Genomic DNA, 22,101 nt, shown 5'->3' on the forward strand with positions numbered 1-22,101 from the left:
ATTTGCCGCCTTAACCATTTTTGCCATGAAACGCATTGCAGTATTTACTTCCGGAGGCGATTCACCGGGTATGAATGCCTGTATCCGGGCGGTGGTCCGCACGGCTATTTACTACGGAGTAGAAGTGTACGGTATTCGCCGAGGCTACAATGGCCTGATAAAAGGAGAATTAGTTAAAATGGAGTCTTCTTCGGTTAGCAATACGATTCAGAAAGGAGGAACCATTCTAAAATCGGCCCGCAGCCTGGATTTTATGGCGCCCGAAGGTCGGCGGTTAGCCTTTGAACAACTTCAAAAATTCGAAATTGAAGGATTGGTAGCCATTGGCGGCAACGGAACTTTTACCGGAGCTACCTTATTCTACGAAGAATACGGCATTCCGATTGTGGGTGCGCCCGGTACTATTGATAATGATTTGTACGGCACCGATTACACCATTGGCTACGATACGGCCGTTAACACCGCTTTAGATGCCATTGATAAGATCCGCGATACCGCTGACAGCCACGAACGGGTATTTTTTGTGGAGGTAATGGGCCGCGACTCGGGTTACATTGCCATGCCTTGCGCCATTGGTGGTGGCGCTGAGATAGTGTTAATACCAGAAACCAAAACGAGTATCACCGATGTCATATCCACTTTACAAAATGGCTGGAGCCGTTCTAAAACCTCGTTTATTATTGTGGTAGCGGAAGGCGACGAAGAAGGAAATGCCACTGAAATTGCGGCCCGGGTAAAAGAAGCTATTCCGCAGATGGATGCCCGCGTATCTATTTTGGGCCATATCCAACGGGGCGGCTCTCCCACTGCAGCCGACCGGTTACTGGCCAGTCAAATTGGTATTGCCTGCGTGGAAGGATTGCTGAACGGTAAGAAAGATGTAATGGCCGGTTTTGTAAACTCCCGTTTGGTTTACACTCCTTTTAAAGATACGATCACGAAGAAAAAAATCATCAACCAGCGTTTTGTACGGATGGTGGAGATTTTGAGTGTGTGATAAGTTGGAAGTTACAAGTTACAGGTTGCAAGTTGTTGGTAATGTGACGATATAAAAGCTTTTCCTCTAAATTTAATGGGGGCAGAGAGTCTAGATTAAAATTAGTTTATTGTGTAGCATTTAGTTTGTCTGATTATTCCATTACATAGATAGCAGAACACATTTTAATTGATGTTCTAAGGAGCAGATAAAACTTAAATCTAAATTTAGTTCATAATAAATAATTGAACTTACAACTTGTAACCACCTCTCAACCCTCCAAATTTAAACCGATAAAAGCGAGAATAGCTTCCCAATCTTGCGGGTGGAACCAGGTGAAATCGTTGTTTTTGGTAAACCAGGTAAGCTGGCGTTTGGCGTAACGACGGCTGTTGCGTTTTAATAAGCGTACCGCCTCCGCCCAATCGTACTCGCCGGCCAGATAGGAAAACAGCTCCTGGTAACCGACCGTTTGCAGGGCATTATGATTCCGGTAGGGATATAATTGTTGCACTTCCTCCAGTAATCCGGCTTGCAGCATCTGATCTACCCGAGCATCAATGCGGGCGTATAATTCGGCCCGGTCCCGGTTTAAACCAATTTTTATTACTTCAAAAGGCCGTTCTATTGCTTTTTTCGTCCGGAAAGTGGAATAAGGCTGACCCGTTGCCAAAACAACCTCTAAAGCCCGGATAATGCGTTGCGGGTTGGCGTGGTCTACTTGGTTATAATAAACTGGGTCGAGTTGTTGTAATTGCTCCAGCAAAGGTGTTAGTCCATGTGCTTGTTTTTGTGTTAGTAATTGTTCCCGGATAGAAATTGGTACTTCTGGCATTTCGTCCATTCCTTCCAGCACGGCCCGCACGTAGAGGCCGGAACCGCCCGTTAAAATAACGCAAGAATGCTGATTAAATAGTTCCTCTAATAATTGCAGTACATCTTGTTCGTAAGCCCCGGCATTGTACTCCTGCGCAATGTGGTGCGAATTGATAAAATAATGCGGAAGCCCCTGCATTTCAGCGAGGGTAGGTTTAGCCGTACCAATTGACATTTCTTGGTAAAATTGCCGGGAATCGGCGGAAATAATTACGGTATTATAATGTCTGGCTAACCGGATACTTACGTCTGTTTTACCTACGGCGGTGGGTCCGACTACTACAATTAGGTATCTTTTATTTAAGCTTTGGTGGTTTCCCATAAATTTTGGTAAAAGGCCAATAACTTTTTTTCTTCGTTTTGCCAATTCCATTTAAGACGCGCTTGTTGGCAATTCTGCACCAACTGATTGTAAAAAGCAGAATTTTGCATGAAATTACGAATGGCCAAAGCAATAGCTTCGGGTTCTAAGGTTACGATTACTGCTACCTGGCACTCCTCGTTAAATCGGCGGTATTCCGGGAAATCGACGACTAGTTGGGGAATGCCCGCGTGCAGGTAGTCAAAAAATTTATTACCTAAAGAATAATAATAATTTAATCCCTGGTTTTCGAGTAAATTAATTCCCAGAAAGGCCTGTTTTGTTAATATTTTAAGTTCTTCTGGTAAAACGTAGCCTTTAAATAGCACTTTATCTGAAAGATTTAAATCCACGCTTAACTTTCTTAATTTCTCATAAACATCTCCTTTACCGCAAATTATTAATTTTAAATCTATCCATAACATAGCCCGGAGCAGGGTTTCTAATCCGCGGCCTTCGTTTACAGCACCCTGGTAGAGTAAGAATTTGTCAGCAGATTTTACCGGTAAAGCCGATTCTGGCTCCAACAAAGTACAATTCTGAATAACTGAAAACTTTACTCTATATCGTTCATAAAACAATTGAGCGAGCGACTCATTAACGGTATAAGCAAATTTAGTTCGAGCCAGTATAAATTTTTCCAGGCTGGTCCATATCTTTTTAATAACCGGTCGGTTAATGACTTCAACTACTTCCGGAAAGTATTCGTGGGCGTCGTAAATAAAAGGTTTTCCCGTAAGTTTAGCTTTCATAAAAACCGGTAAAGCAGTATCTAAATCTATTGCCCCGTACGCATCAGCCGATTGAAACAACAAGTACCAGAAAAGCCGGATGGTAAATTCTAAATAAAATAATTTGCCTTTATTAAAATAACAATGTATCCGGTTTTGCTGATAAACTTGTGTTAATAGGGGTAAAGATTGAGGCCATTTTCGTCCAATTAACAAAAGTTCATAACCTGATTGCACCAAAGAAGTACAGATACGTTGCATGCGTTGATCGTAATTCAGGTCGGTAGTAACGGCAAATACAATTTTCTTATTAATCTTAGCAGAATACAATGGTTTTCTGATTTAAATGCACGATTAAACGCCTTATCCTAAATAAGTACTAGAGAGTTAAATTTTTTTTCCTAAATTATCCTTTATTTCGAATCCTTCAACAGCATTCGTTGCGTTAACTACTAATTACAGGCTAATTGTTATTTGCACATGCCGATCAAAGATAATCAAATCACTCCATTAACGGATACCAACATCCTGGCTCAACAACTATTAGGACTGGTAACCGCCGTAACTGCTCCGGAAAATGCTTTTTTCATTTGCCATCCCGATGGAACAATTTTAGCGCACAATGAGCCAGCCGCTTCCTTTTTATATACGAGTACTTACTTTCAGGATTCCGCTAATATACTGGATCTTCTTCCCACAACTGCCCCGCCTTTGGCAAGTGCCTGGAACGTATTACCGGCCGCGGCTACTACAAAAGGCATTTATGTTGCCGGAGAAAATAGTACCCTTAAACACAATTTTGTTTACCAACTTTCTGCCTTGTTCCTGGAAGGGCAGGAATTTAAATGCGTGCGACTAGAACCCATTCCCGGAGAATCAAATTCAACTTTCGATATTAATTTAGTAGCTAAAGCGGAGCTCCAGCTAAAGCTTCAGGAAGCCGAGAATAAATACCAGGCTCTTTTTGAAACAGCCAGCGATGCTATTTTGCTCCTCGAAAATAAACTTATTGTAGATTGTAATAAACAAGCTGCTGCATTATTTGGCTATTCTAAAAACGAAATTATCGGCTCGCCACTCTGGAAACTTTTACCCATTCATAACACGGGTCTTTTTTCAGGGGAGCACGAAGACCGCCAATTAAAAGCGCAAATTCTAACGGAAAAAGATTTCTCGCCCGGCCAGTCCGAAGTGGTAGAATGGACGATGGTACGGCCCGATGAATCGGAGCTGGACCTTCAAATGACCGTCCGGGTTTTCCATTTAAATAATAAATCTTTCCGTCAGATTATAATCCGCAATCTTACTTCAATTAAACCAGGAGAAATCGTACCGCAGCGCGAAAAAGTTTTGCGTGAATCGGTTAAACACTTTCGCCAATTCTTGAGCAAAATCGAGTTAGCGTACATCAGTCTGGATCTGGAAGGTAAAATTATTTATGTCAATAATTATTTTCTGGATTACACTAATTACAACCGGGAAGAAATTATTGGCCTCGATTTTTTTGACACTTTTGTGCCCGAATCAGAGCGCTGGGAACGGCGGCAGAATTACTTCGATATGATTCGTTCTAAAATAATAACCAGTTATAACGAACGTGATATTGAAACCAAACTGGGCCTGGTAAAAACGCTACGCTGGCAGCGCATGTTTGATTTAAATGAGGAAGGTACTATTATCGGCGTTACGCATTTAGGCCGTGACGTAACCGATAAAAAAACTGCCATGGAAGCGTTGCGGGATAATAAAAGCCGCTTACAGGATATTTTTGATAATGCCCACGATTTAATTCAGAATATTTCGATTGATAACAAGTTTATTTTTGTAAACAAAGCCTGGAAAGAAAAGCTCGGCTACGATGATTTTGATATTGAGCGGCTGACGTTAAACGATATTGTACACCCTTATTACAAAGCCAAACTTATTTATCAGTTGCGGAATTTGTACAAAGGCGAACACGTAAATAAAATTGAAACGGTTTTTTTAACCAAATCCGGCAAACCGGTACATTTAATTGGTAGTATTAACTGTACCTGGCAAAACGGCAAACCGGTATTATCGCGGGCCATTCTGCACGACATTACCGACCGGATTAAAGCCGAACGATTGCAAAAAGTATATTACAGTATTGCCAATTTAGCCATTAGCAGCAAAGATTTACAATCGTTGTACGGCGCCATTCACCGGGAACTGAGTAAAATTATTGAAACCAATAACATTTACATTGCCCTGTGTGACGATGAGAAAACCACTCTGCAATTTGTTTACTACATTGATCAGTTTAAAACGGAAGGTCAGCAGATAGGCGAAAGGCCTTTCTCCAATGGTATGTCGGAATACATTATTAACACCGGCAAACCGGCTTATTTACTGCGCGAAGATATTCTGGAACTGGAAAAACAAGGCCTGCTTAAGTTGGTGGGTAAAATGCCGGAAGTAATGCTTTGTTCGCCGCTTACCGTAGGCGAGCGCATTATTGGCATTATTGCCGTGCAGGATTACAAAAAGCCGGATATTTACGTTAACTCCGATATTGAAATCCTGCACTTTATCTCGAACCAGGTGGCTCTGGCCATTGAAAGAAAACGCAACGAAGTTCAGATTAATAATCAGAATGCTCGCTTAAAAGCTATTTTCGAAAGCGGTTCTCACCAAATTTGGTCCATTGATAAAGAATCCAAGCTTACTTCTTTTAATCAGAATTATGCTACGGCGTTTTATAAACGTCACGGGTACCTGCCTCAATTTAACTTGACTCTGCGCGATATTCGAACCGAAAATCCGGAAATAACGCCCGTAGAAGAATGGAATGGGTACTACGAACAAGCGCTGAACGGCTTTCCGCAACATTTTGAAGTTGACTTAACGCAGTTGGATGGATCTACTATCTGGCGCGAAGTTTATCTGAACCCTATTTACCTGGAAGACGGTTCTTTCGAAGAAGTATCCGGAATTGCCCAGGATATTACCGAGAAAAAGCTGTCGCGGCTGGCGCTGGCCAAAGAAGAAGAAAAATTCCGGAGTATTTTCGAATCGTTCCAGGATTTATACTACCGTACCGACGCGGAAAACAAAGTGGTTTTAATGAGCCCATCCGTTCAGGAAATGCTGGGTTACGAATCGAAGGAGGTTATTAACATGCCGGCCACCGGCTTTTATGCCTATCCGGAAGAATTAATGGAGCTGACGCGCAAACTAATTAAAGAAGGCTCCATCCGTAACTTCGAAACGAACTTGGTAAGTAAAAGCGGAGCTATTATTCCTTTTCTCATTAATGCGCATCTGCTAAAAGATAAAGAAGGCAATTACGCGGGGATTGAAGGAGTAGGACGCGACATGACCGAATTGAAACAAACGCAATTAGAATTAATTCGGGCCAAAGAAGTAGCTGAAAGCTCCCTACAAGCCAAAACCTTGTTCCTGGCCAACATGAGTCACGAATTAAGAACGCCGATGAACGGAATTATTGGGATGATTGATTTGCTCCACGGTACCGATACCTCCGAAGAGCAAAGCGAATATATTGATACCTTACGTAAGTCCTCCGATGCCTTACTGGCCATCCTGAACGACATCCTGGATTATTCAAAAATTCAGGCGGGTAAATTGCAGCTTAACAAAACCGGGGTAGACTTATATTATTCTTTAGAAAAAATTCACTCTCTCTTTACGAACCGGGCTAACCTGAAAGATCTGGAGTTCAGCTATTCGATTACGCCTCATACCCCCCGTTATATAATAACCGACGAAACCCGGCTATTACAAATTTTATCGAACCTTACTTCTAACGCCATTAAATTTACCAATGCCGGAAAAGTAACTATTCATGTTAACAGTATTTCTTCCGACGGAGAAATGTACACCATTATGTTCCGGATAAAAGATAGTGGGATTGGTATTACCGATGACGATAAAAAACTCTTGTTTACCAATTTTACGCAACTCGATAATACTTCCACCAAAACTTTCGGGGGAACTGGCTTGGGTTTAGCCATTTCCAAACAATTAAGCGAATTATTAGGCGGTGAAATCGGCGTAGAATCCATTTACGGGCAAGGCAGTACTTTCTGGTTTACCATTCAATGCCTCATGGCGCATGATGTTGTGGTAAGAGAAAAAGATCCGGATAAAGAGCCGGAAAAGTTGTCACGCGAAGCTTACGTGCTATTAGTGGATGATAACAACATTAACCAGAAAGTGGCGCAAAAATTACTCTCTAAAATAGGATGCCGGGTAGAGTTAGCTTCCAACGGTTTTGAGGCCATTGATAAAGCGAAAACCAATGCCTATGATTTAATATTTATGGATATTCAGATGCCGGAAATGGATGGAGTAGAAGCTACGGGGCACATAAAAAGCTTGCTGGGCGCTAAATGCCCACCCATTATAGCCATGACTGCTTATTCTATGAAAGACGACGCCGAGAAGTTTATGGCCCAGGGCTTAGACGATTATGTATCCAAGCCGGTTAAATCCCACGATTTATTTTCCATCATTCAGAAATGGCGTACGGTAGTACCGATCGTGGAAGTGATAGAAAAAGAGGTAAAAGAAGAAACTAAAGAAAAAGAAGCTAAAGAATTAAAATTAGAAATTACCGATAACGCATTTATAGTTGAAGACTTTATTGACGATGAAGTAATTGAGCAATTAATTCAGTTGGGGGATAAAGATTTTGCCTTGCAGCTCTTCGTTGATTTTGAAGAAGAAGCGGGCCCTTTGCTGGAGGAGGCCAAAAAAGACTTACAAACCAAACAATACGATAATATTTTAAGTACCTTGCACCAAATGAAAGGGACTGGTTTTACCCTAGGATTAAATCCTTTGGCCGAATTAGTGAAGAAAATGGAACACGATATCCGCAAAGGTATTTACACCGAGGCCGATCAGGATTTCAAATTATTGGAAAAACATTTCACCTATTACAAAAAAAATTATCGAAACAAATTTATTTAAAATCAAATGGCAGAGAATAAAACCATTTTAATTGCGGAAGATAGTTCTGTAATTTTAAATTTAACAAAGAAAATTCTGGAACTCCAGAATTATAAAATTCTAACGGCTAAAAATGGCACCGAGGTGTTAAATCAAGTTCAGAATCAGAAAATTGATGCTATCCTGATGGACTTAAATATTCCGAAGAAAAACGGCATGGAGTGTACCAAGGAAATCCGGAGCAGCGAGAATAAAGATATTGCCGATATTCCGATTATTGCCGTTACCGGGAACGCTAATAATTATACGATGGAGCAGTTTAAAGAAGCCGGTATTAATGCTTACTTACCTAAACCACTCGATTTTGATATGCTGGTGCAAACCGTTAAACAATACGTGGTTTAAGCTCTGTACTCTTTCATGGAAATAAAATATACGCGTCGTTTTCTGAGCAAACTCGAGGAAGTTTTTACCGAGGCTAACTATGTTTTACGCTACGAAAAAGGCAACTTTAAATCAGGATTTTGCTTAATCAAAGATTCTAAAGTAGCGATAGTGAATAAATATTTTCCGGTAGAGGGTAAAATTAATTGCTTGTACGAAATTCTGAAAAGTGCGAACTTGGATGATTCTTGTTTAAGCGATAAAACCCGGCAATTTTACCAGGAAATATGCCAGAAAGAGACAGTCCGTTGATGTTAACTTTTTTAGGTACCGGCACGTCGCAGGGCGTACCAGTTATTGGTTGTGCATGCGAAGTCTGTCAATCCGTAGATTATCGCGACAAACGTTTACGTACTTCGGCCCATCTGCAAATTGGTGATAAAAGTATTATTATTGATTCAGGTCCGGATTTTCGTCAGCAGGTGCTACGGGAAAGAATAAAAACGCTGGATGCGCTTGTTTTTACCCACGAACATAAAGATCACACCTCGGGCCTTGACGATATCCGGGCCTACAATTTTTTACAGCAACGCAACATGCCCCTTTACGGGGAGCCACGCGTACTGGATCAAATAAAAAGGGAATTTGCGTATATCTTCTCCGGGGCTAATTACCCGGGAATTCCCCGCGTGGTCCTTCATCCTATTTCCGAAGCCGGCTTTGAAGCCGAAGGAATCTTTTTTCAGCCCATCCGGATATACCACCACAAATTACCTATTTTAGGTTTTCGCATTGGTAATTTAACGTATATCACCGATGCCAATTTTATCTCAGCTGAATCGAAAAAGATAATTCAAGGTTCCGAGGTAATTGTCCTGAATGCCTTACGCCACGAACCGCATATCTCCCATTTCTCCTTAAACGAAGCCATAGAGTTGCTGCAGGAACTTCAGCCCAAAAAGGCTTACTTAACGCATATCAGTCATTTACTGGGTCTTCACCACGAAGTGGAGGCCGAGTTACCTGATTTTATTCACCTGGCTTACGATGGCTTAAAAGTAGCGTTTAATTAAAAGTTGCAAGTTACAGGTTGCTGGATTAGTTTATTATTCGCTTCGCGGAAAATTAGCGCAAGTGCTCTACGCGTAATTAAAGACGAAATAGGAGCCAGTAAACCAAGTTTACTGGACTGATTTTATATACGTTTCAGAAAAACATTTTGTAATTTACAAGGTGCATAATAACTATTACTTTCTGCGCCAACTTACGCAGGCTTTACGGCCTCAATTGATTGGTTCGGTTGTTGATTCTTGCTTTAGCCAGGAGAAAGACGAACTCATCATTTCTTTCAGCCGCCCTGATTTTACGAGTGCCTTTATCCTAAAGGCCATGCTCACGGCTCAGTTTTCGACCCTCTATTTTCCGGAGAGTTTTAACCGGGCCCGGGCGAACTCCGTTAATCTTTTTCCGGAAATAATCGGAGAAGAAGTGTTAGAGATTGTTCAGCATGAAAACGAAAGAAGTTTTTACCTGGCATTCAGTAATCAAAAAGCTTTGCTCTTTAAATTATTCGGCAACCGATCCAACCTAATTTATTTCGAACAAAACAGAGCCAAAACGTTATTTCATAAAAAATTCGCGAAGGATATTGCATTAGATTTACAGCATTTGCATCGCCAGATAAAGCCAAGCAAAGAAGATTTTTTGATAAACCAATCTGCCCCGGAAAAACTATACCCTACTTTTGGTGATTTACCCGGCATTTATTTAAAAACGCAAGAATACGAAAAGGCTTCGCCGGAGCAAAAATGGGAATTAATACAAGCAGTTAAATATAGCCTGGAAAATCCTTTAGCTTTTTATATAATCAAGTTAAATAATCAAACGCGATTGTCGCTGTTGCCTCTGGGAGAAATCAAAAAAGAATTTACTTCTCCTATTATAGCGCTCAAAGAGTTTGTGCAGACGTACCTGGCCGAGTTTGGTTTCGAGAAAAATTACCGGCTGGCTTACCAAAACCTTACCCGTAAACACCAGGTAGCCACCCAATCGCGGCAGCAAATCACAGCCCGGTTAAAAGCGCTGCAAACCGAAGCTTCGTATGCCCAAACCGCCGATGTAATTATGGCTAATTTAACCAATATTCCCCCACGGGCCGAGTCGGTAGCGCTATTCGATTTTTACCAGAATAAAGAACGGGTATTTAAATTAAAAGCAACAGAAAGCCCGCAAAAATTTGCGGAGCGCTTATATAAAAAAAGTAAAAATCAGCAAATTGAAGTAAGCCAACTACAAGAACGACTTCAGGATAAAGAAGAAGAATTATTGCAACTCGAAATAGCTTTGCAGGAACTAGCCGAAATATCTGATTTCAAATCCTTAAAAACTTTTATAAAAGAACACGTAGAAGCGGTAGCTAGTCCACAGGCCGTAGCAGAAAAACCTTTTCGGGTATTTCAAACCAATGGTTATCAGATTTTAGTGGGCAAGAGCGCCCAAAATAACGATGTACTCACCCAACAATTTACATTTAAAGAAGACTTATGGCTGCACGCCAAAGACGTAAGTGGTTCGCACGTGGTGGTAAAGTACCAGGCGGGTAAAACTTTTCCGGAACCCGTAATTCAAAAAGCCGCGCAATTGGCCGCTTATTATTCTAAACGTAAAACCGATTCGTTGTGCCCGGTATTGTACACTCCCAAAAAATACGTTCGTAAACCCAAAGGCGCCGCTCCCGGTCAGGTACTAGTGGAACGCGAAAAAGTGTTACTCGTTAAACCCGAAAACCCCTTCGAAAAATATCCAGGTTCGTAAATAAAAAAGCCGCTGACTTCATCAGCGGCTTTTTTATTTGTGCGCGCGGGGAGATTCGAACTCCCACTTATAACTCACTCTAAAACAGAACCTTAAACTATCATTTATAAAACAAGTCACTGATTAGTTCACTTATTAAGAAGTAAATAATTCAATAGTCTATTATTTAACATTGGTATATTTTAAACAATCTTGACAAATGACCTTATACTAGTTGTAGATTAAGCCTTGATTATAATATAACAAAATTGTTCCTAATCTACTTGCTTGGTGTCTAATATAACTTGAATTGGCATGTATTTATTATCCATTAACTTATGCCCCCACAAACTTAGTTTATTATTCGTTAATAGTTCATTATAAACTGTTAAGGGGTTATCATGTCCATCCTTCATAATTATACCCCCTTTTTGTTCTCTATCATATCTTACAAAACTTAAGTATGTAGTTGTTCTTTCTTCACTTTTAGGGTCTGTATAGGATATAGTTAAGCTCTCAAAAGACAGATTATATTTAATAATCACCTCCTTCCCCATCAATACTGGTTCTCCTAGTGTTTTTCCTGTAGTGATGTGATGAAATGAAACGAAAATGGCATCTGCTTTATAGGTGGAAATAATTCCCTTTTGAGCAAAGCTAATAATACTTAAAAGCAATAAAGCCTTTAGAATTAGTACGTATTTAATTATATTCATAGAAGGTTTCTAATATAGTTGAAGTATTGTTTTAGTACTATTGACCTTGTCTTCCTTGCTTATTGTATTTCCAGGTGTATATTTTCTGTTCTTTATCTATACAGAAGGAATAAGTATGAATTACAGTTATGTAATTACCATTTGAAAACAAACCTCTTCTTAACTGGTCAAACTTTAGTATCTCTCCACCATTCCCATCTGATGCTGTGACAGTAGGAACCCCCCATTTAAGTAAAAGTTGATGCTTGGTCTGCCCTATCCATTCATCCATAGTCTCCCTTAACTCTTGTTCTTGGTTCGCTTGGCTCTTAAGTTGGTCTGTTTCTTGGGGTTGTGCTTGGGCAGTTGGGGTACTGAAGTTTTCGTTCATATTATATTGGAATCTCTTAATAGCCATGCAACTGGATACTAGAGTGATGATAAAAGTTAAGAGACACAAGTTTTTGGTTTTCATGCTTTAGGTTAGTTATTAGATTGAAGAGACTAGAATTGTAGAAGCAATATACTAAATACATACTATAATGTGTATAATTATAATATGTAATTATTCCTGTTTAGTATTAACAGATTTCCTTCATGAAAAGTGAACAGGAAAACTTAAAAGCAATAGGAGAAAGAATAAAGCAGCTTAGAATAAGAAAAGGTTATAGTAGTCACGAGTCGTTTGCAATAGACCACGACTTAGGTAGAATGCACTATTGGAAAATGGAGAGTGGCAAACATAACCCAACAATAAAATCACTTCTTCAAATACTTGAAATTCATAATATCACTCTAAAAGAATTCTTCTCAGAAGGCTTTGAGTACTAATTTTTTGTATTAATAGTTAGTTTATTTGATTCCCATATCTTTACAATTATGTATTAGTTAAATGGTTAACTATGTGAAAATGCTTTATGGAACAACTAGTTGGAGCAGCAATAGTCACTTTAATTGCTATAATATCAATTGCCCTGATTATTTATGACATGAACCATGTTATGAAAGTAAAGGCATTAATAAAGAATCCAACTTTTGATGGTGCTAAAGATGCATTAGAGCGTTTATCTGATTGGGCAAAGTGGTTATCAGGTATTCAGACAGCTGCTCTAGGAGGTCTTGGCTTATTAATAAACGATAGACCAGGAATAGAGAAAGAACCATTTGTACTAATAACCGCACTTCTACTAGGGGTAGCATTATTGTGTAGTGCTTGGGTACTTTCCTCCTTACCTTCAATCTCTTTAAGAATCTATGCTACATATGGATGGCAAAAGAGGAAACAGTCTCGTATAACTGGAACCTCAAAAAAGTATGAAATCTATGAATTACCTCTATATCATGCATTTAAAGGCGTTCCTCTCTCCTTTGTTGTTACGCTTCAACACTGGTATTGGGGGCTTGGTTTACTAAGTTTTACTTGGGTATTGATTCAACTACCTAACTATAAGCCTGAACCAAAAAAAGAAGCTTCTTTAATCCACTTACAAATAACTAAAGAATCTAACAAAGCGTTATATAGCATAACTCCCATAAAGAGTAGCTTTCATATACCTGCTGATACATAATTAAACAAATTACTTTACTTTTCTTAGCATGTTGTTTACTAGCTAGCTGTAAAGAAACTGAAGTTGCCCCACAAAGAACTATAGCTAACATAACCAATGAGAATCTTACTTTAGGTAATCCCAGTAATGCCACTACAGATTTAAGTAATTACAACAATTACTTGATTGAGAAGCCTCAGTATGTTCTCTCTTATAGCAGGGATAATAGTATCCCTAATTGGGTAAGCTGGCATGTAAGTAAAAACTGGTTAGACTCTGCTCCTCGTCAGGATGATTTTAGAACTGATGAAAGCCTACCTGCTAGTTGGTATAGGGTAAGTCCATCCAGTTTTACAGGCAGTGGTTTTGACAGAGGCCATAATTGCCCTTCGGCCGATAGAACCAGAAGCATAGAAGATAACTCTGCTACCTTCCTAATGAATAACATCATTCCTCAAGATTCCTCAAGCTCCTGATAATAATAGGAACACCTGGGCCAACTTGGAAGATTACACACGCAGCTTAGTGGATGAAGGTAATGAGGTATTTGTTATTATGGGCAATTATGGCTCTGGTGGAACTGGTTCTAATGATTACGCTCAGACCATAGATAAAGGTAGAATTAAAGTACCTAAACAGATTTGGAAGGTATTATTCATACTTCCTGAAGGAGACGATGATATTAATCGTATAACAAGTTCTACCAGAGTAATTGCAGTAGATACTCCTAATATAAATAAAGTTAACTCTAACAGGAGCTTATATCTAACTACAGTGGATGCTATTGAAAAAGCTACTGGATACGATTTATTATCTGAAGTACCTATGCAAATACAAGAGGTATTGGAGGCTAATGTAGGTAATTGACCTACCCAATAGCATTTCATAATAATTATTCGCTAGTCCCTAAGATAAATAAAGAATTATTTAAGTTAAAAAATTGAAAAATTTATTAGGGACTATAAGGGTGTAGTGTATAGTAATAATTATAAAAGCTCATGTTTTTTGAATTGTATTACCATAGGTTTTCACCCTTATTTTAGTCCTTTATGTTACATTAATTAGGAAGATCGCGTTTCTAAATGCTAAGCTGAATCAATTAACGCCTTGTTATAATCAGCTATTTTGCTTTCAATGTACAAAATCATGAGTTGGTCTATACTCATAAACAACTTTATATATTTTTAATTTATAGTTTGTCACTATACCAAGGTATATGGCATTTCTATTAAATATTAAATAGCACAACAAACTTAATTTCGTCTATTTCGCTGACAATAATTACGCAAGGTAAAGTGCTGAGTGATTTTCAGTTCTTTATTGAACTTAAAAATTTCATCGTCTTTCTCCCAATGTTTAAAGTACGTTTTACCTGTATCATTTGTATTACCTATTATGGATAAGTCAAAAAGAAGCTCTAATAAGTTATATGTATCTTCAGAAAAATGAAATTTCTTGAGTTCATGAATAAAGAAAATAAAAGAAACAGGTTCATTTGCACAACTTACAAATGCACTAAATATAGCATTAATATCATCAGGTGCGTAATGGGCAGCAAGTTCGTTTTTAAGCTCCTTAACAAATTCAATAGTATATTTGCCAATTAATATATAAACATCTTGTTTCGATAAAGGGATAGAAAACTTTAGTTCTTGCAATGGTTTAAAAAACAAGATTAAATCCCTAGGCCTTATTAAAGTATGTTCGACAATATATTTAAAACTAGATTTCTTGTAGGATTCATCTTCATGTATTAGGGATTCCCAAGGCTTACTTATATCAAAACTAAATTCATTTTTTTCAAAGTTCAAAGCAATTCTTCTATTTATAAATTGTTTTAACTTGACTTTATCCTCATCCCTTTGCATTTGAAAATGCTCATACCATTTTAAAGTAACTTCATAACTTGAAAATAGTTTAGCTGTGTCAGCATCTTGATTAAGAAGAAATCGAGATATATCATCTCTAAGAAGTAGTATAATTTTAGCGCTAATATCTTCTTTTCCAAAAAAAGTAATATTATAATCCTTTACAATTCTAAGGATGTTAAGAATTGTTTTAACATTTCCTGGGTTTTTCGCATTAAATCCAATATCTAAATCATCAAATAGTAAAATGTAATGATTATCTTTATTTATGGTGTTAAGAAACAGTTCTTTTATTGTCTCTTTTAAATGTGGTAAAAGCTTAAAGAATGGAGCCTTTTCCCCTTTTATATTAAATCTATTACCAAACTTAGCTGTTAAAAAACGTTGGAAATAATTAACATTAACTTCCCATCCCTTATCTTGAATTACTTCTTTGATTTGATTTGATTTAATATCAATAAAACCAGAATTCTTTTTTAAGAATACTTTTAACTCTTTTATCCCTTTTTGGTCTGCTATAGCTTCGTTGGAAATTAATTGTTTTACAAACTTTACAAGTATAATCCATTCAATAAGAAGTTCCTGGCTAATTTCATTATCTGTTCCACTTACTAGCTGAGTAATTTTTTCAATATCGATATCGGCTTTTTTAACAAAGTCACAGAAATATTCTGGCTCATTTAATGCCAAATAATAAATATGTTCTGCAATAGCTGATTTACCATTACCCTTTCTTCCTGTTATAATAAATTTCTCACTCTGTAATTGAGGAATAACTTCAAAAAAGTCTTCAAACACCTCTGTAAGTTTAACTCTTGAATTAGAAGTGCTTTCAGCTTCAGCTTCAGGAGAACCAAGAAAGAAATTAGATGTATCCCTCTTCAATCTATTAATTTGGTCTTTAGTAAACTTTTCGAATAATCTCATTTTAGCTTTGGTAAGTTTATCTGGTATATAACGTTCAGGTCAGAAGCTATGTTTGTAACGTTTTATTAATTAGAAAATGATTTTGGATGAATCTTTTATTAACTCAATTATTCTTTCATGTAGTTCCAATTTGGAATGATCTGCGCAACATTAGCTGAAGCCACAAAAAGCTAAATCCAAGTATGTATATTCTTATAAGTTAAATCTTAAGACCTTTAATAAAGTAGAATTATCTAATATATAGATATTAATTTTAACTTAACAATAAATTAACATTAATATCAATAATAATAAAACGGTATAAAAGACTCTTTAAACATAAGCAATAATAATATCATTTAAGCTAGTAGTATAACAAGGCGATTTTCGTTCACATCTCAAATGCCAAGACTTATTGTATCCTTGGGTAGCTACCTTTACAATATCCCTACTAAACCTACCAGAAAGACTATCTACAACTTCCATCAACTTATGATGCTTAACTCTGTCTACAGTATCTAGTAGGTCAAACTGTATTTGGTTCTCTGGTAAAATCTCTGTTAATATCACCCCAGATTTCTTATACTGGTAACCTGGCTTGTATATAGATTTAAGAGCTATATCTGCATACTTGATTAATTCCATGTCTGAGTTAGTCGCCACTGGCAAGACAATGGTTCTACTGTTATTATATTGCTTATCCTTCTCGCAGAACCTGTTGGTTTCTACAAATACAGTTAAGAACCTGGCACAGCTTTTTTGCTTTCTCAGCTTCCTGCCACACTTAGCTGCGTAAGTAGCAGTAGCTTCCTGAATGTACTTAAACTCTGTTTGCTTAACACCATATCCTCTGGAGGTACATATGCCCTTCTTAGGAGGCATTACTTCTTCCAGTTCTAAGCAGGATTCACCCCTTAGTTCTTTCAAAAGACGCAATCCAACAATGGACATATGTTTTTGCACCCAGCTATCATTGGCTTGAGTAAATTCATACGCTGTATGAATCTGGTGCTTTTTAAGGAACTTGGCATACTGTCCACCAATGCCCCAAATATCCTCTATTTTAGTTACTTCTAGGGCTTTCCTGATGTGTTCAGGTTCTTGTAATACGAGTACTCCATTTGCTTTCTTAGACTTCTTAGCCAGCTTATTTGCTACCTTTGCTAAAGCCTTGGTAGGTGCAACACCTAAGCTAACTGGTATACCTGTCCAACGTAATACAGTATTCTTTATCTCCCAGGCATAGGCATTTAAATCCTTATTATAGAAGTTACTTAGGTCCAAGAAGCACTCATCAATGGAATACAGCTCAATACTTGGTGTAAACTGAGAAAGAGTTTGCATAACTCTATTCGACATATCTCCATACAAGGTATAATTGGAGGAAAAGGCATGTACTTTCTTAGCTTCCACTAAGTCTCTAATGGCAAAGAAAGGTTCCCCCATATCAATCCCTAAGAGCTTAGCTTCATTACTCCTGGCTATCACACAGCCATCATTATTACTGAGTACAACAATAGGTTGACCATTTAAGCTTGGATTAAATACCCTTTCACAGGAAGCGTAGAAGTTATTACAGTCACAGAGTGCGAGTAATGTAGTCATAACTTTACTGGTTTATGTAGTACCCAAGCTACTACCCCCCACACTCGCATATCCATATCATCAGTAATTTCGATAGGTTTATAAGCAGGGTTGGCAGGTTCTAAGTAAAGCTTGTTATTTATCTTTCTAAAAGTCTTCACTGTAAACTCTCCATCTAAGAAACAAACTACAGGTACCCCATCATTGGGCTTTAAGGACTTATCAATAACCAGTATGTCTCCTTCGTGAATGTTAGCATCTTGCATAGAATTCCCTTTTACTCGCATCATGTAGGTAGAAGTAGGATTCTGAATGAGGTAGCTGTTCAGGTTAATCCTATCTTCCAGGTAATCATCTGCTGGCGAGGGAAAACCAGCTGAGATATAACAGGAGAAGAATGGGATTTCAATCTCTTGAAAAGAAGAAATAAAACAAGGCTCGAAGACGTCAGGATGCAGAGGAATGATTTTAGCTTCATGCATATTAAACTAAGCTAGTATGTCTATATATACTAAATATGTTAGCAATTACGTATAAAACCCGTATAAAAACTAAAGATTAAAGAAATTTTTTCTATATAGAGATTATAAAACCTAATTATATTAGTATAAATAGCTTAGTTTCAAGGAAAAGTGAACCATTTAAAGTGGTACGTGTATCTTATTGCTCGTCTTTGAGCTTTATATGATTCCTACTATAGATGATGGTTAGGCATAAAAGGAGAATAATAGACCTTTTAAAGTACAGTATTAAAAACTTTATAATGGAGGTTGAGTAAAGAAGGCAAAATAGTTAACTTACCACATGAAACTATACCAGGAACTAACTCCTAGAGGTAAGTTCTTTCGAAAGAACATTGCCAGACTAATTAAATATGGTAGCTTGTTACTTGGCTACTACTTTGCTTGTACTAGAATAATGGGGGTAACTAAACCATCGTCTCCTCCCTCAATTAAAGATAAGCACCTACCTATAGCATATCTAATATCTATGACTAATATTATCACTTGGAATTTAGAACAAAGCCGTCAATAGCTTTGATAGGAATAGCTTTCATGTCAGCAGCATTATAAGTTTGTAGTAAACCTAATAAATCCTCTTTAGGTATATTACCTTCCAGCCATAGTCTTTCATTATCTTTAGAAAGGATAACAGGCATTCTATAGGTAGTTACAACAGGAGATCTTGTAAAAAATGTTACTAAATTATTTTAAGGAAAAATAATCAAAAGAGACTGAAAATATATTGTTTAAAAACGATTTTGAAAAATATTAATAATATCAGTTATATAAGATTTAGCTTTTTTGCTTACTCCAACTTCAACAGTTCCAATTGATGGGTAAATTGGGTTTAGGCTGAATAAATCAAACTCTTCTTGATGGTATGACCAAACAGGTTTTGTATTATCTTTACCAACTTTATCTTTAGGATGTAAAAGAAAAAGGCCTTTAAAATTTATTGAATTTATATCTGAACTGATACCATGCAAATATTTAAGGGTTAATTCAGCCAAATCGAATCGCTTAATATTACTAAAAGGTTTATATTTAGCATCAAGGATAACCAAATTAATATCTTTTACACCTGGTTTCCTTATCTCTAAAATAAAATCAGGAAGTAGTTGCCCTTTATAAAGAGAAGAAGATGTAAATAAATATTTAGGAACATATTCATAGTTTAATGTGATACTGCAACCATCCAATTTCTTAAAACTATATCTACCAGCATGAGCAGTAACTCTATCATCCCATTTATTATTTATTTTAAAGTTAGAGGGAGCAAATTCATTGTATTCATATCCAAGGTCTACAATAGCATTAATAATTTTATATAAGCAGAACAGTTCATACAACTTATCTAAAGTCCTTACACCAGAAAACAAGAAATGATTGTCAAACTTAAAATTTTTCCTATCAAACCAACTTATGATTTGAACACCTATTTGATAATAGTGATCTTTTGATTCAAAACCATAAAAAATAGAAGGCCATTCAATTTTAGGACTACTTACAGGAATTATTTTATTACATTTATAAATAAGTTCATCTACTAAATCAGTTAAATTATACACAATAGTTTTAAGTCTTAAAAAGTACTTATTAATCTGTATCTCCCTAAGTGTTAACCCAAAATCGTTATCTGATACAATATTATTAGTTATGTTTGCAAGTATATTAATAAGGTATTCCTTAACATCTTGTAAATATCCATGAATGATTTGATTTTCATAAATGTCAGTTGATGTAATCAAATCTGAAGATTGAATCTGGCTAATTCCATAAAATCTATTATTAATTTTAATCCTAGAAGAATTATATGGGTCAGTCCTTGCTATTACATGAAAATTATGCAAAAGCCAATTTATAGAGCTTTCATCTACATTTAAACTATCATTCCAAGTTTTAATTTGGAAGTCCTCAACAACTTTCACTCTAGGGTCCATCACTAACTGAGGCAACAGGTCCAAAACTTTGGTTAAATTGGTTTGTAATTGGTATAAAAACCAAAAGATATGTCCCTCTTCAGAAATTTTATCTGAGGACTTTACTTTAGATCTTGATATTGCTTGCCAATAAGAAACCTTATTACTCAATAAAAAATCAAAAAATATTACCAATATCCAAATCATTTATTTTACTAGAAGAAATCTCTATTGATCCCACTGGCTTAGGCAGAATATCTAATTCACCAGAATCAAATAAAATCTCACAAGTACCAAAGTAATTTAAAAAAATCTTCCCAAATCTTCTTGAGCCACCAATTAAATCTTTTATATAAAACTGTTTATAAAAGTTATCATTCCCAGAAAATAATGATTTAAAATCACATTCATAGTATATTCTACCATATATGTCTCTTTCCAAAAATCTTAATGGAAACCAATCTTCAGTGAGCCAAATACCAGCATCATTATTTAAATAATAATCAGATATTAGATATAGATAAATGTAATCATTTTCTGAAACATTAATTTCTAAATTATCCTTTATCTCAATTGAATTATGACTTAACTTATCATCATTATAATTGATACTCCTACTTGAAATATAAAGTTTTATATCCACTAGTTAAAAAACTTAAAATTATTATAGTTACTAATCCCAGAGCTAATTATTTGATTTAAAGTAAAACTAGTTTTAGGCAGGCTCCTTTCAATGGTTTTAGATAAAGCTTCAAGCCTTTTTTTGAACTTTTCTCCCCTACCATTAATTAATGGTAATATATGCTGCAAAACAGCATAATCTAAAGCAGTAAATTGTAATGATTCTTCTTTAAAGATTAACCTACCAGTAGAACAATAATTAATTACAGAATTTTGTTTTCGAGGACTAATAATTATTGGGTTACCAAAATTTAAGGTATCATCATTTTCTAAATTATTTTTAATTTCTAAGAAAAGAAGTCTTTCATCTTCTTTAAAAATACCATTTGGATTATAAAACAAAGCATTTAGCTGCTCTGTAGACAAATAATCTTGAACTTTAGGCAGATTATTAATTTCCAAATTGTCAATTAAATCTTTTTTAGGATTAAGCAAAATTATGGGTGCTCTATCTATTAGCCTTGGAGATAGAACTTCAGTTGTATGGTCATAATTAATAGTAGCAATAAATCTTAGACCCTTACCAATATGAATATTGCCTTCTTTTCCACCTATAGAAATTATTTTTTCTGATTCTGGATCAGTTAATCTCATAAAATCTGACCAGTAATGTTCAATTGGACTTAAATTAGCTTCATCAAGTAAAACATAATAGGGAATATCTAATTCCTGCTTTATTTCAAATTGGTATCTTTCAATAACTTCATGGTAAAAATTAGTCTTAGAGGCTTGAAACTGGTTGGACAAAGGATTGAAATAGCCTATTAAATCTTTAGTTGATGTCCATCCTTTAGAAACAGAAATCGGCAAAAATCTATTCTTAAAACCTAATGCTTCAACTAACTTTGTAACTAATGAAGTTTTACCAACCCCTGGTAGGCCAGCAAAGACTGATAAAAAGCTTTGATGAATATTAATAATATAATTGGCTAATTCATTGAATTCAATTTCTCTTCCAATTATATTAAGATTATGTCTCACCTCATTTATATAATCCTCTAATCTATTAGGAGCTTGTTCTTTAATATTAGGTTTAGATAATCCTAATGGCTTATCAGACTCTCCATTTAAATCTGTAGGAACAATACCATTTAAAAAATCAACATAAGGTTTTAATCCCAATAGATGATTTCTTACGTCATCAGAGTTCCTAAACTTATCTCTAAACTTAACCAAATCACTTTCATACTCTTGTTTTTTCTTTTTTAAACTATTAATTTTTTGCTCAAGATTATCTATTAGGCCTTCTCTTTCCATCTTTTGGCCTTCAATATACCCAACCTCCTCTGCTAATTTGTATTTTTTTAATAACTCCTTTATAGGTCCATATTTTTCTTCTGAT

Annotated in this window: 21 protein-coding genes; 10 read left to right on the top strand and 11 right to left on the bottom strand. The window is 36.4% G+C overall.

Annotation, left to right across the window (positions count from 1 at the left end; genetic code table 11):
• Positions 1–25 precede the first annotated feature (25 nt).
• Positions 26–997, top strand: coding sequence for a 6-phosphofructokinase (gene pfkA / locus AHMF7605_RS06745; protein WP_106927680.1), 972 nt, complete (start codon positions 26–28; stop codon positions 995–997).
• Between the two features lie 250 nt (positions 998–1,247).
• On the opposite strand, the gene miaA is transcribed toward pfkA, so the two are convergent.
• A complete protein-coding gene (gene miaA, locus AHMF7605_RS06750; RefSeq protein WP_106927682.1) occupies positions 1,248–2,174 on the bottom strand; it encodes a tRNA (adenosine(37)-N6)-dimethylallyltransferase MiaA in 927 nt (308 codons plus the stop codon).
• Positions 2,153–3,274 (bottom strand): glycosyltransferase, encoded by a 1,122-nt coding sequence (locus AHMF7605_RS06755; RefSeq protein WP_106927684.1) that lies wholly within the window; start codon positions 3,272–3,274, stop codon positions 2,153–2,155. Before AHMF7605_RS06755 ends, miaA begins: the two co-directional genes overlap by 22 nt.
• A 150-nt stretch (positions 3,275–3,424) precedes the next feature.
• Between AHMF7605_RS06755 and AHMF7605_RS06760 the strand changes: the two genes are divergently transcribed.
• From AHMF7605_RS06760 to AHMF7605_RS06780, 5 genes are all read left to right on the top strand, one after another.
• Positions 3,425–7,900: a PAS domain S-box protein gene (locus AHMF7605_RS06760; RefSeq protein WP_106927686.1), complete on the top strand. Its 4,476-nt coding sequence runs from the start codon at positions 3,425–3,427 to the stop codon at positions 7,898–7,900.
• Positions 7,901–7,906: 6 nt separating this feature from the next.
• Positions 7,907–8,284, top strand: a complete 378-nt coding sequence (locus AHMF7605_RS06765; protein ID WP_106927688.1) for a response regulator — start codon at positions 7,907–7,909, stop codon at positions 8,282–8,284.
• 15 nt (positions 8,285–8,299) lie between these two features.
• Positions 8,300–8,575: a hypothetical protein gene (locus tag AHMF7605_RS06770; protein WP_106927690.1), complete on the top strand. Its 276-nt coding sequence runs from the start codon at positions 8,300–8,302 to the stop codon at positions 8,573–8,575.
• Complete coding sequence (locus tag AHMF7605_RS06775) at positions 8,572–9,336, top strand: MBL fold metallo-hydrolase (protein WP_106927692.1); 765 nt, start codon at positions 8,572–8,574, stop codon at positions 9,334–9,336. Before AHMF7605_RS06770 ends, AHMF7605_RS06775 begins: the two co-directional genes overlap by 4 nt.
• Before the next feature lie 160 nt (positions 9,337–9,496).
• Positions 9,497–11,077 carry an NFACT RNA binding domain-containing protein gene (locus AHMF7605_RS06780; RefSeq protein ID WP_106927694.1) on the top strand — a complete coding sequence of 527 codons (1,581 nt, stop codon included), beginning with the start codon at positions 9,497–9,499 and terminating at the stop codon, positions 11,075–11,077.
• Positions 11,078–11,331: 254 nt separating this feature from the next.
• Here the strand turns inward: AHMF7605_RS06780 and AHMF7605_RS06785 are convergent, their stop codons facing one another.
• Positions 11,332–11,772: a hypothetical protein gene (locus tag AHMF7605_RS06785; RefSeq protein ID WP_106927696.1), complete on the bottom strand. Its 441-nt coding sequence runs from the start codon at positions 11,770–11,772 to the stop codon at positions 11,332–11,334.
• A 37-nt stretch (positions 11,773–11,809) separates the two neighbouring features.
• Positions 11,810–12,226 (bottom strand): hypothetical protein, encoded by a 417-nt coding sequence (locus AHMF7605_RS06790; protein ID WP_146153526.1) that lies wholly within the window; start codon positions 12,224–12,226, stop codon positions 11,810–11,812.
• A 122-nt stretch (positions 12,227–12,348) separates the two neighbouring features.
• Here AHMF7605_RS06790 and AHMF7605_RS06795 point away from each other — a divergent pair, with 122 nt between their 5' ends.
• From AHMF7605_RS06795 to AHMF7605_RS30780, 4 genes are all read left to right on the top strand, one after another.
• Complete coding sequence (locus tag AHMF7605_RS06795; RefSeq protein ID WP_106927700.1) at positions 12,349–12,582, top strand: helix-turn-helix domain-containing protein; 234 nt, start codon at positions 12,349–12,351, stop codon at positions 12,580–12,582.
• A gap of 86 nt (positions 12,583–12,668) precedes the next feature.
• Positions 12,669–13,319, top strand: coding sequence for a hypothetical protein (locus AHMF7605_RS06800; RefSeq protein ID WP_106927702.1), 651 nt, complete (start codon positions 12,669–12,671; stop codon positions 13,317–13,319).
• A gap of 161 nt (positions 13,320–13,480) precedes the next feature.
• Complete coding sequence (locus AHMF7605_RS30775; protein ID WP_262512336.1) at positions 13,481–13,774, top strand: DNA/RNA non-specific endonuclease; 294 nt, start codon at positions 13,481–13,483, stop codon at positions 13,772–13,774.
• 25 nt (positions 13,775–13,799) lie between these two features.
• Positions 13,800–14,165, top strand: coding sequence for a DNA/RNA non-specific endonuclease (locus tag AHMF7605_RS30780; protein ID WP_262512337.1), 366 nt, complete (start codon positions 13,800–13,802; stop codon positions 14,163–14,165).
• A gap of 386 nt (positions 14,166–14,551) precedes the next feature.
• Here the strand turns inward: AHMF7605_RS30780 and AHMF7605_RS06810 are convergent, their stop codons facing one another.
• The 7 genes from AHMF7605_RS06810 to AHMF7605_RS06835 all read right to left on the bottom strand — a co-directional run bounded on the left by AHMF7605_RS06810 (position 14,552) and on the right by AHMF7605_RS06835 (position 22,016).
• Positions 14,552–16,093 carry a P-loop ATPase, Sll1717 family gene (locus AHMF7605_RS06810; RefSeq protein ID WP_106927704.1) on the bottom strand — a complete coding sequence of 514 codons (1,542 nt, stop codon included), beginning with the start codon at positions 16,091–16,093 and terminating at the stop codon, positions 14,552–14,554.
• 312 nt (positions 16,094–16,405) lie between these two features.
• Positions 16,406–17,677, bottom strand: coding sequence for a Y-family DNA polymerase (locus AHMF7605_RS06815; protein ID WP_106927706.1), 1,272 nt, complete (start codon positions 17,675–17,677; stop codon positions 16,406–16,408).
• Complete coding sequence (locus AHMF7605_RS06820) at positions 17,674–18,138, bottom strand: LexA family protein (protein WP_106927708.1); 465 nt, start codon at positions 18,136–18,138, stop codon at positions 17,674–17,676. Before AHMF7605_RS06820 ends, AHMF7605_RS06815 begins: the two co-directional genes overlap by 4 nt.
• Positions 18,139–18,659: 521 nt before the next feature.
• Entirely contained in the window at positions 18,660–18,815 is a 156-nt protein-coding gene (locus tag AHMF7605_RS29445) for an SOS response-associated peptidase (RefSeq protein ID WP_146153527.1), read from the bottom strand.
• 90 nt (positions 18,816–18,905) lie between these two features.
• On the bottom strand, positions 18,906–20,285 hold the full coding sequence (locus tag AHMF7605_RS06825; protein WP_106927710.1) for a nuclease domain-containing protein: 1,380 nt from the start codon (positions 20,283–20,285) through the stop codon (positions 18,906–18,908).
• Positions 20,257–20,721: a hypothetical protein gene (locus AHMF7605_RS06830; protein WP_106927713.1), complete on the bottom strand. Its 465-nt coding sequence runs from the start codon at positions 20,719–20,721 to the stop codon at positions 20,257–20,259. Before AHMF7605_RS06830 ends, AHMF7605_RS06825 begins: the two co-directional genes overlap by 29 nt.
• Positions 20,721–22,016: a hypothetical protein gene (locus AHMF7605_RS06835; RefSeq protein ID WP_106927715.1), complete on the bottom strand. Its 1,296-nt coding sequence runs from the start codon at positions 22,014–22,016 to the stop codon at positions 20,721–20,723. The genes AHMF7605_RS06830 and AHMF7605_RS06835 overlap by 1 nt, the downstream gene beginning before the upstream one ends.
• Positions 22,017–22,101 lie beyond the last annotated feature (85 nt).

The sequence above is a fragment of the Adhaeribacter arboris genome (assembly GCF_003023845.1).
Lineage (GTDB): Bacteria > Bacteroidota > Bacteroidia > Cytophagales > Hymenobacteraceae > Adhaeribacter > Adhaeribacter arboris.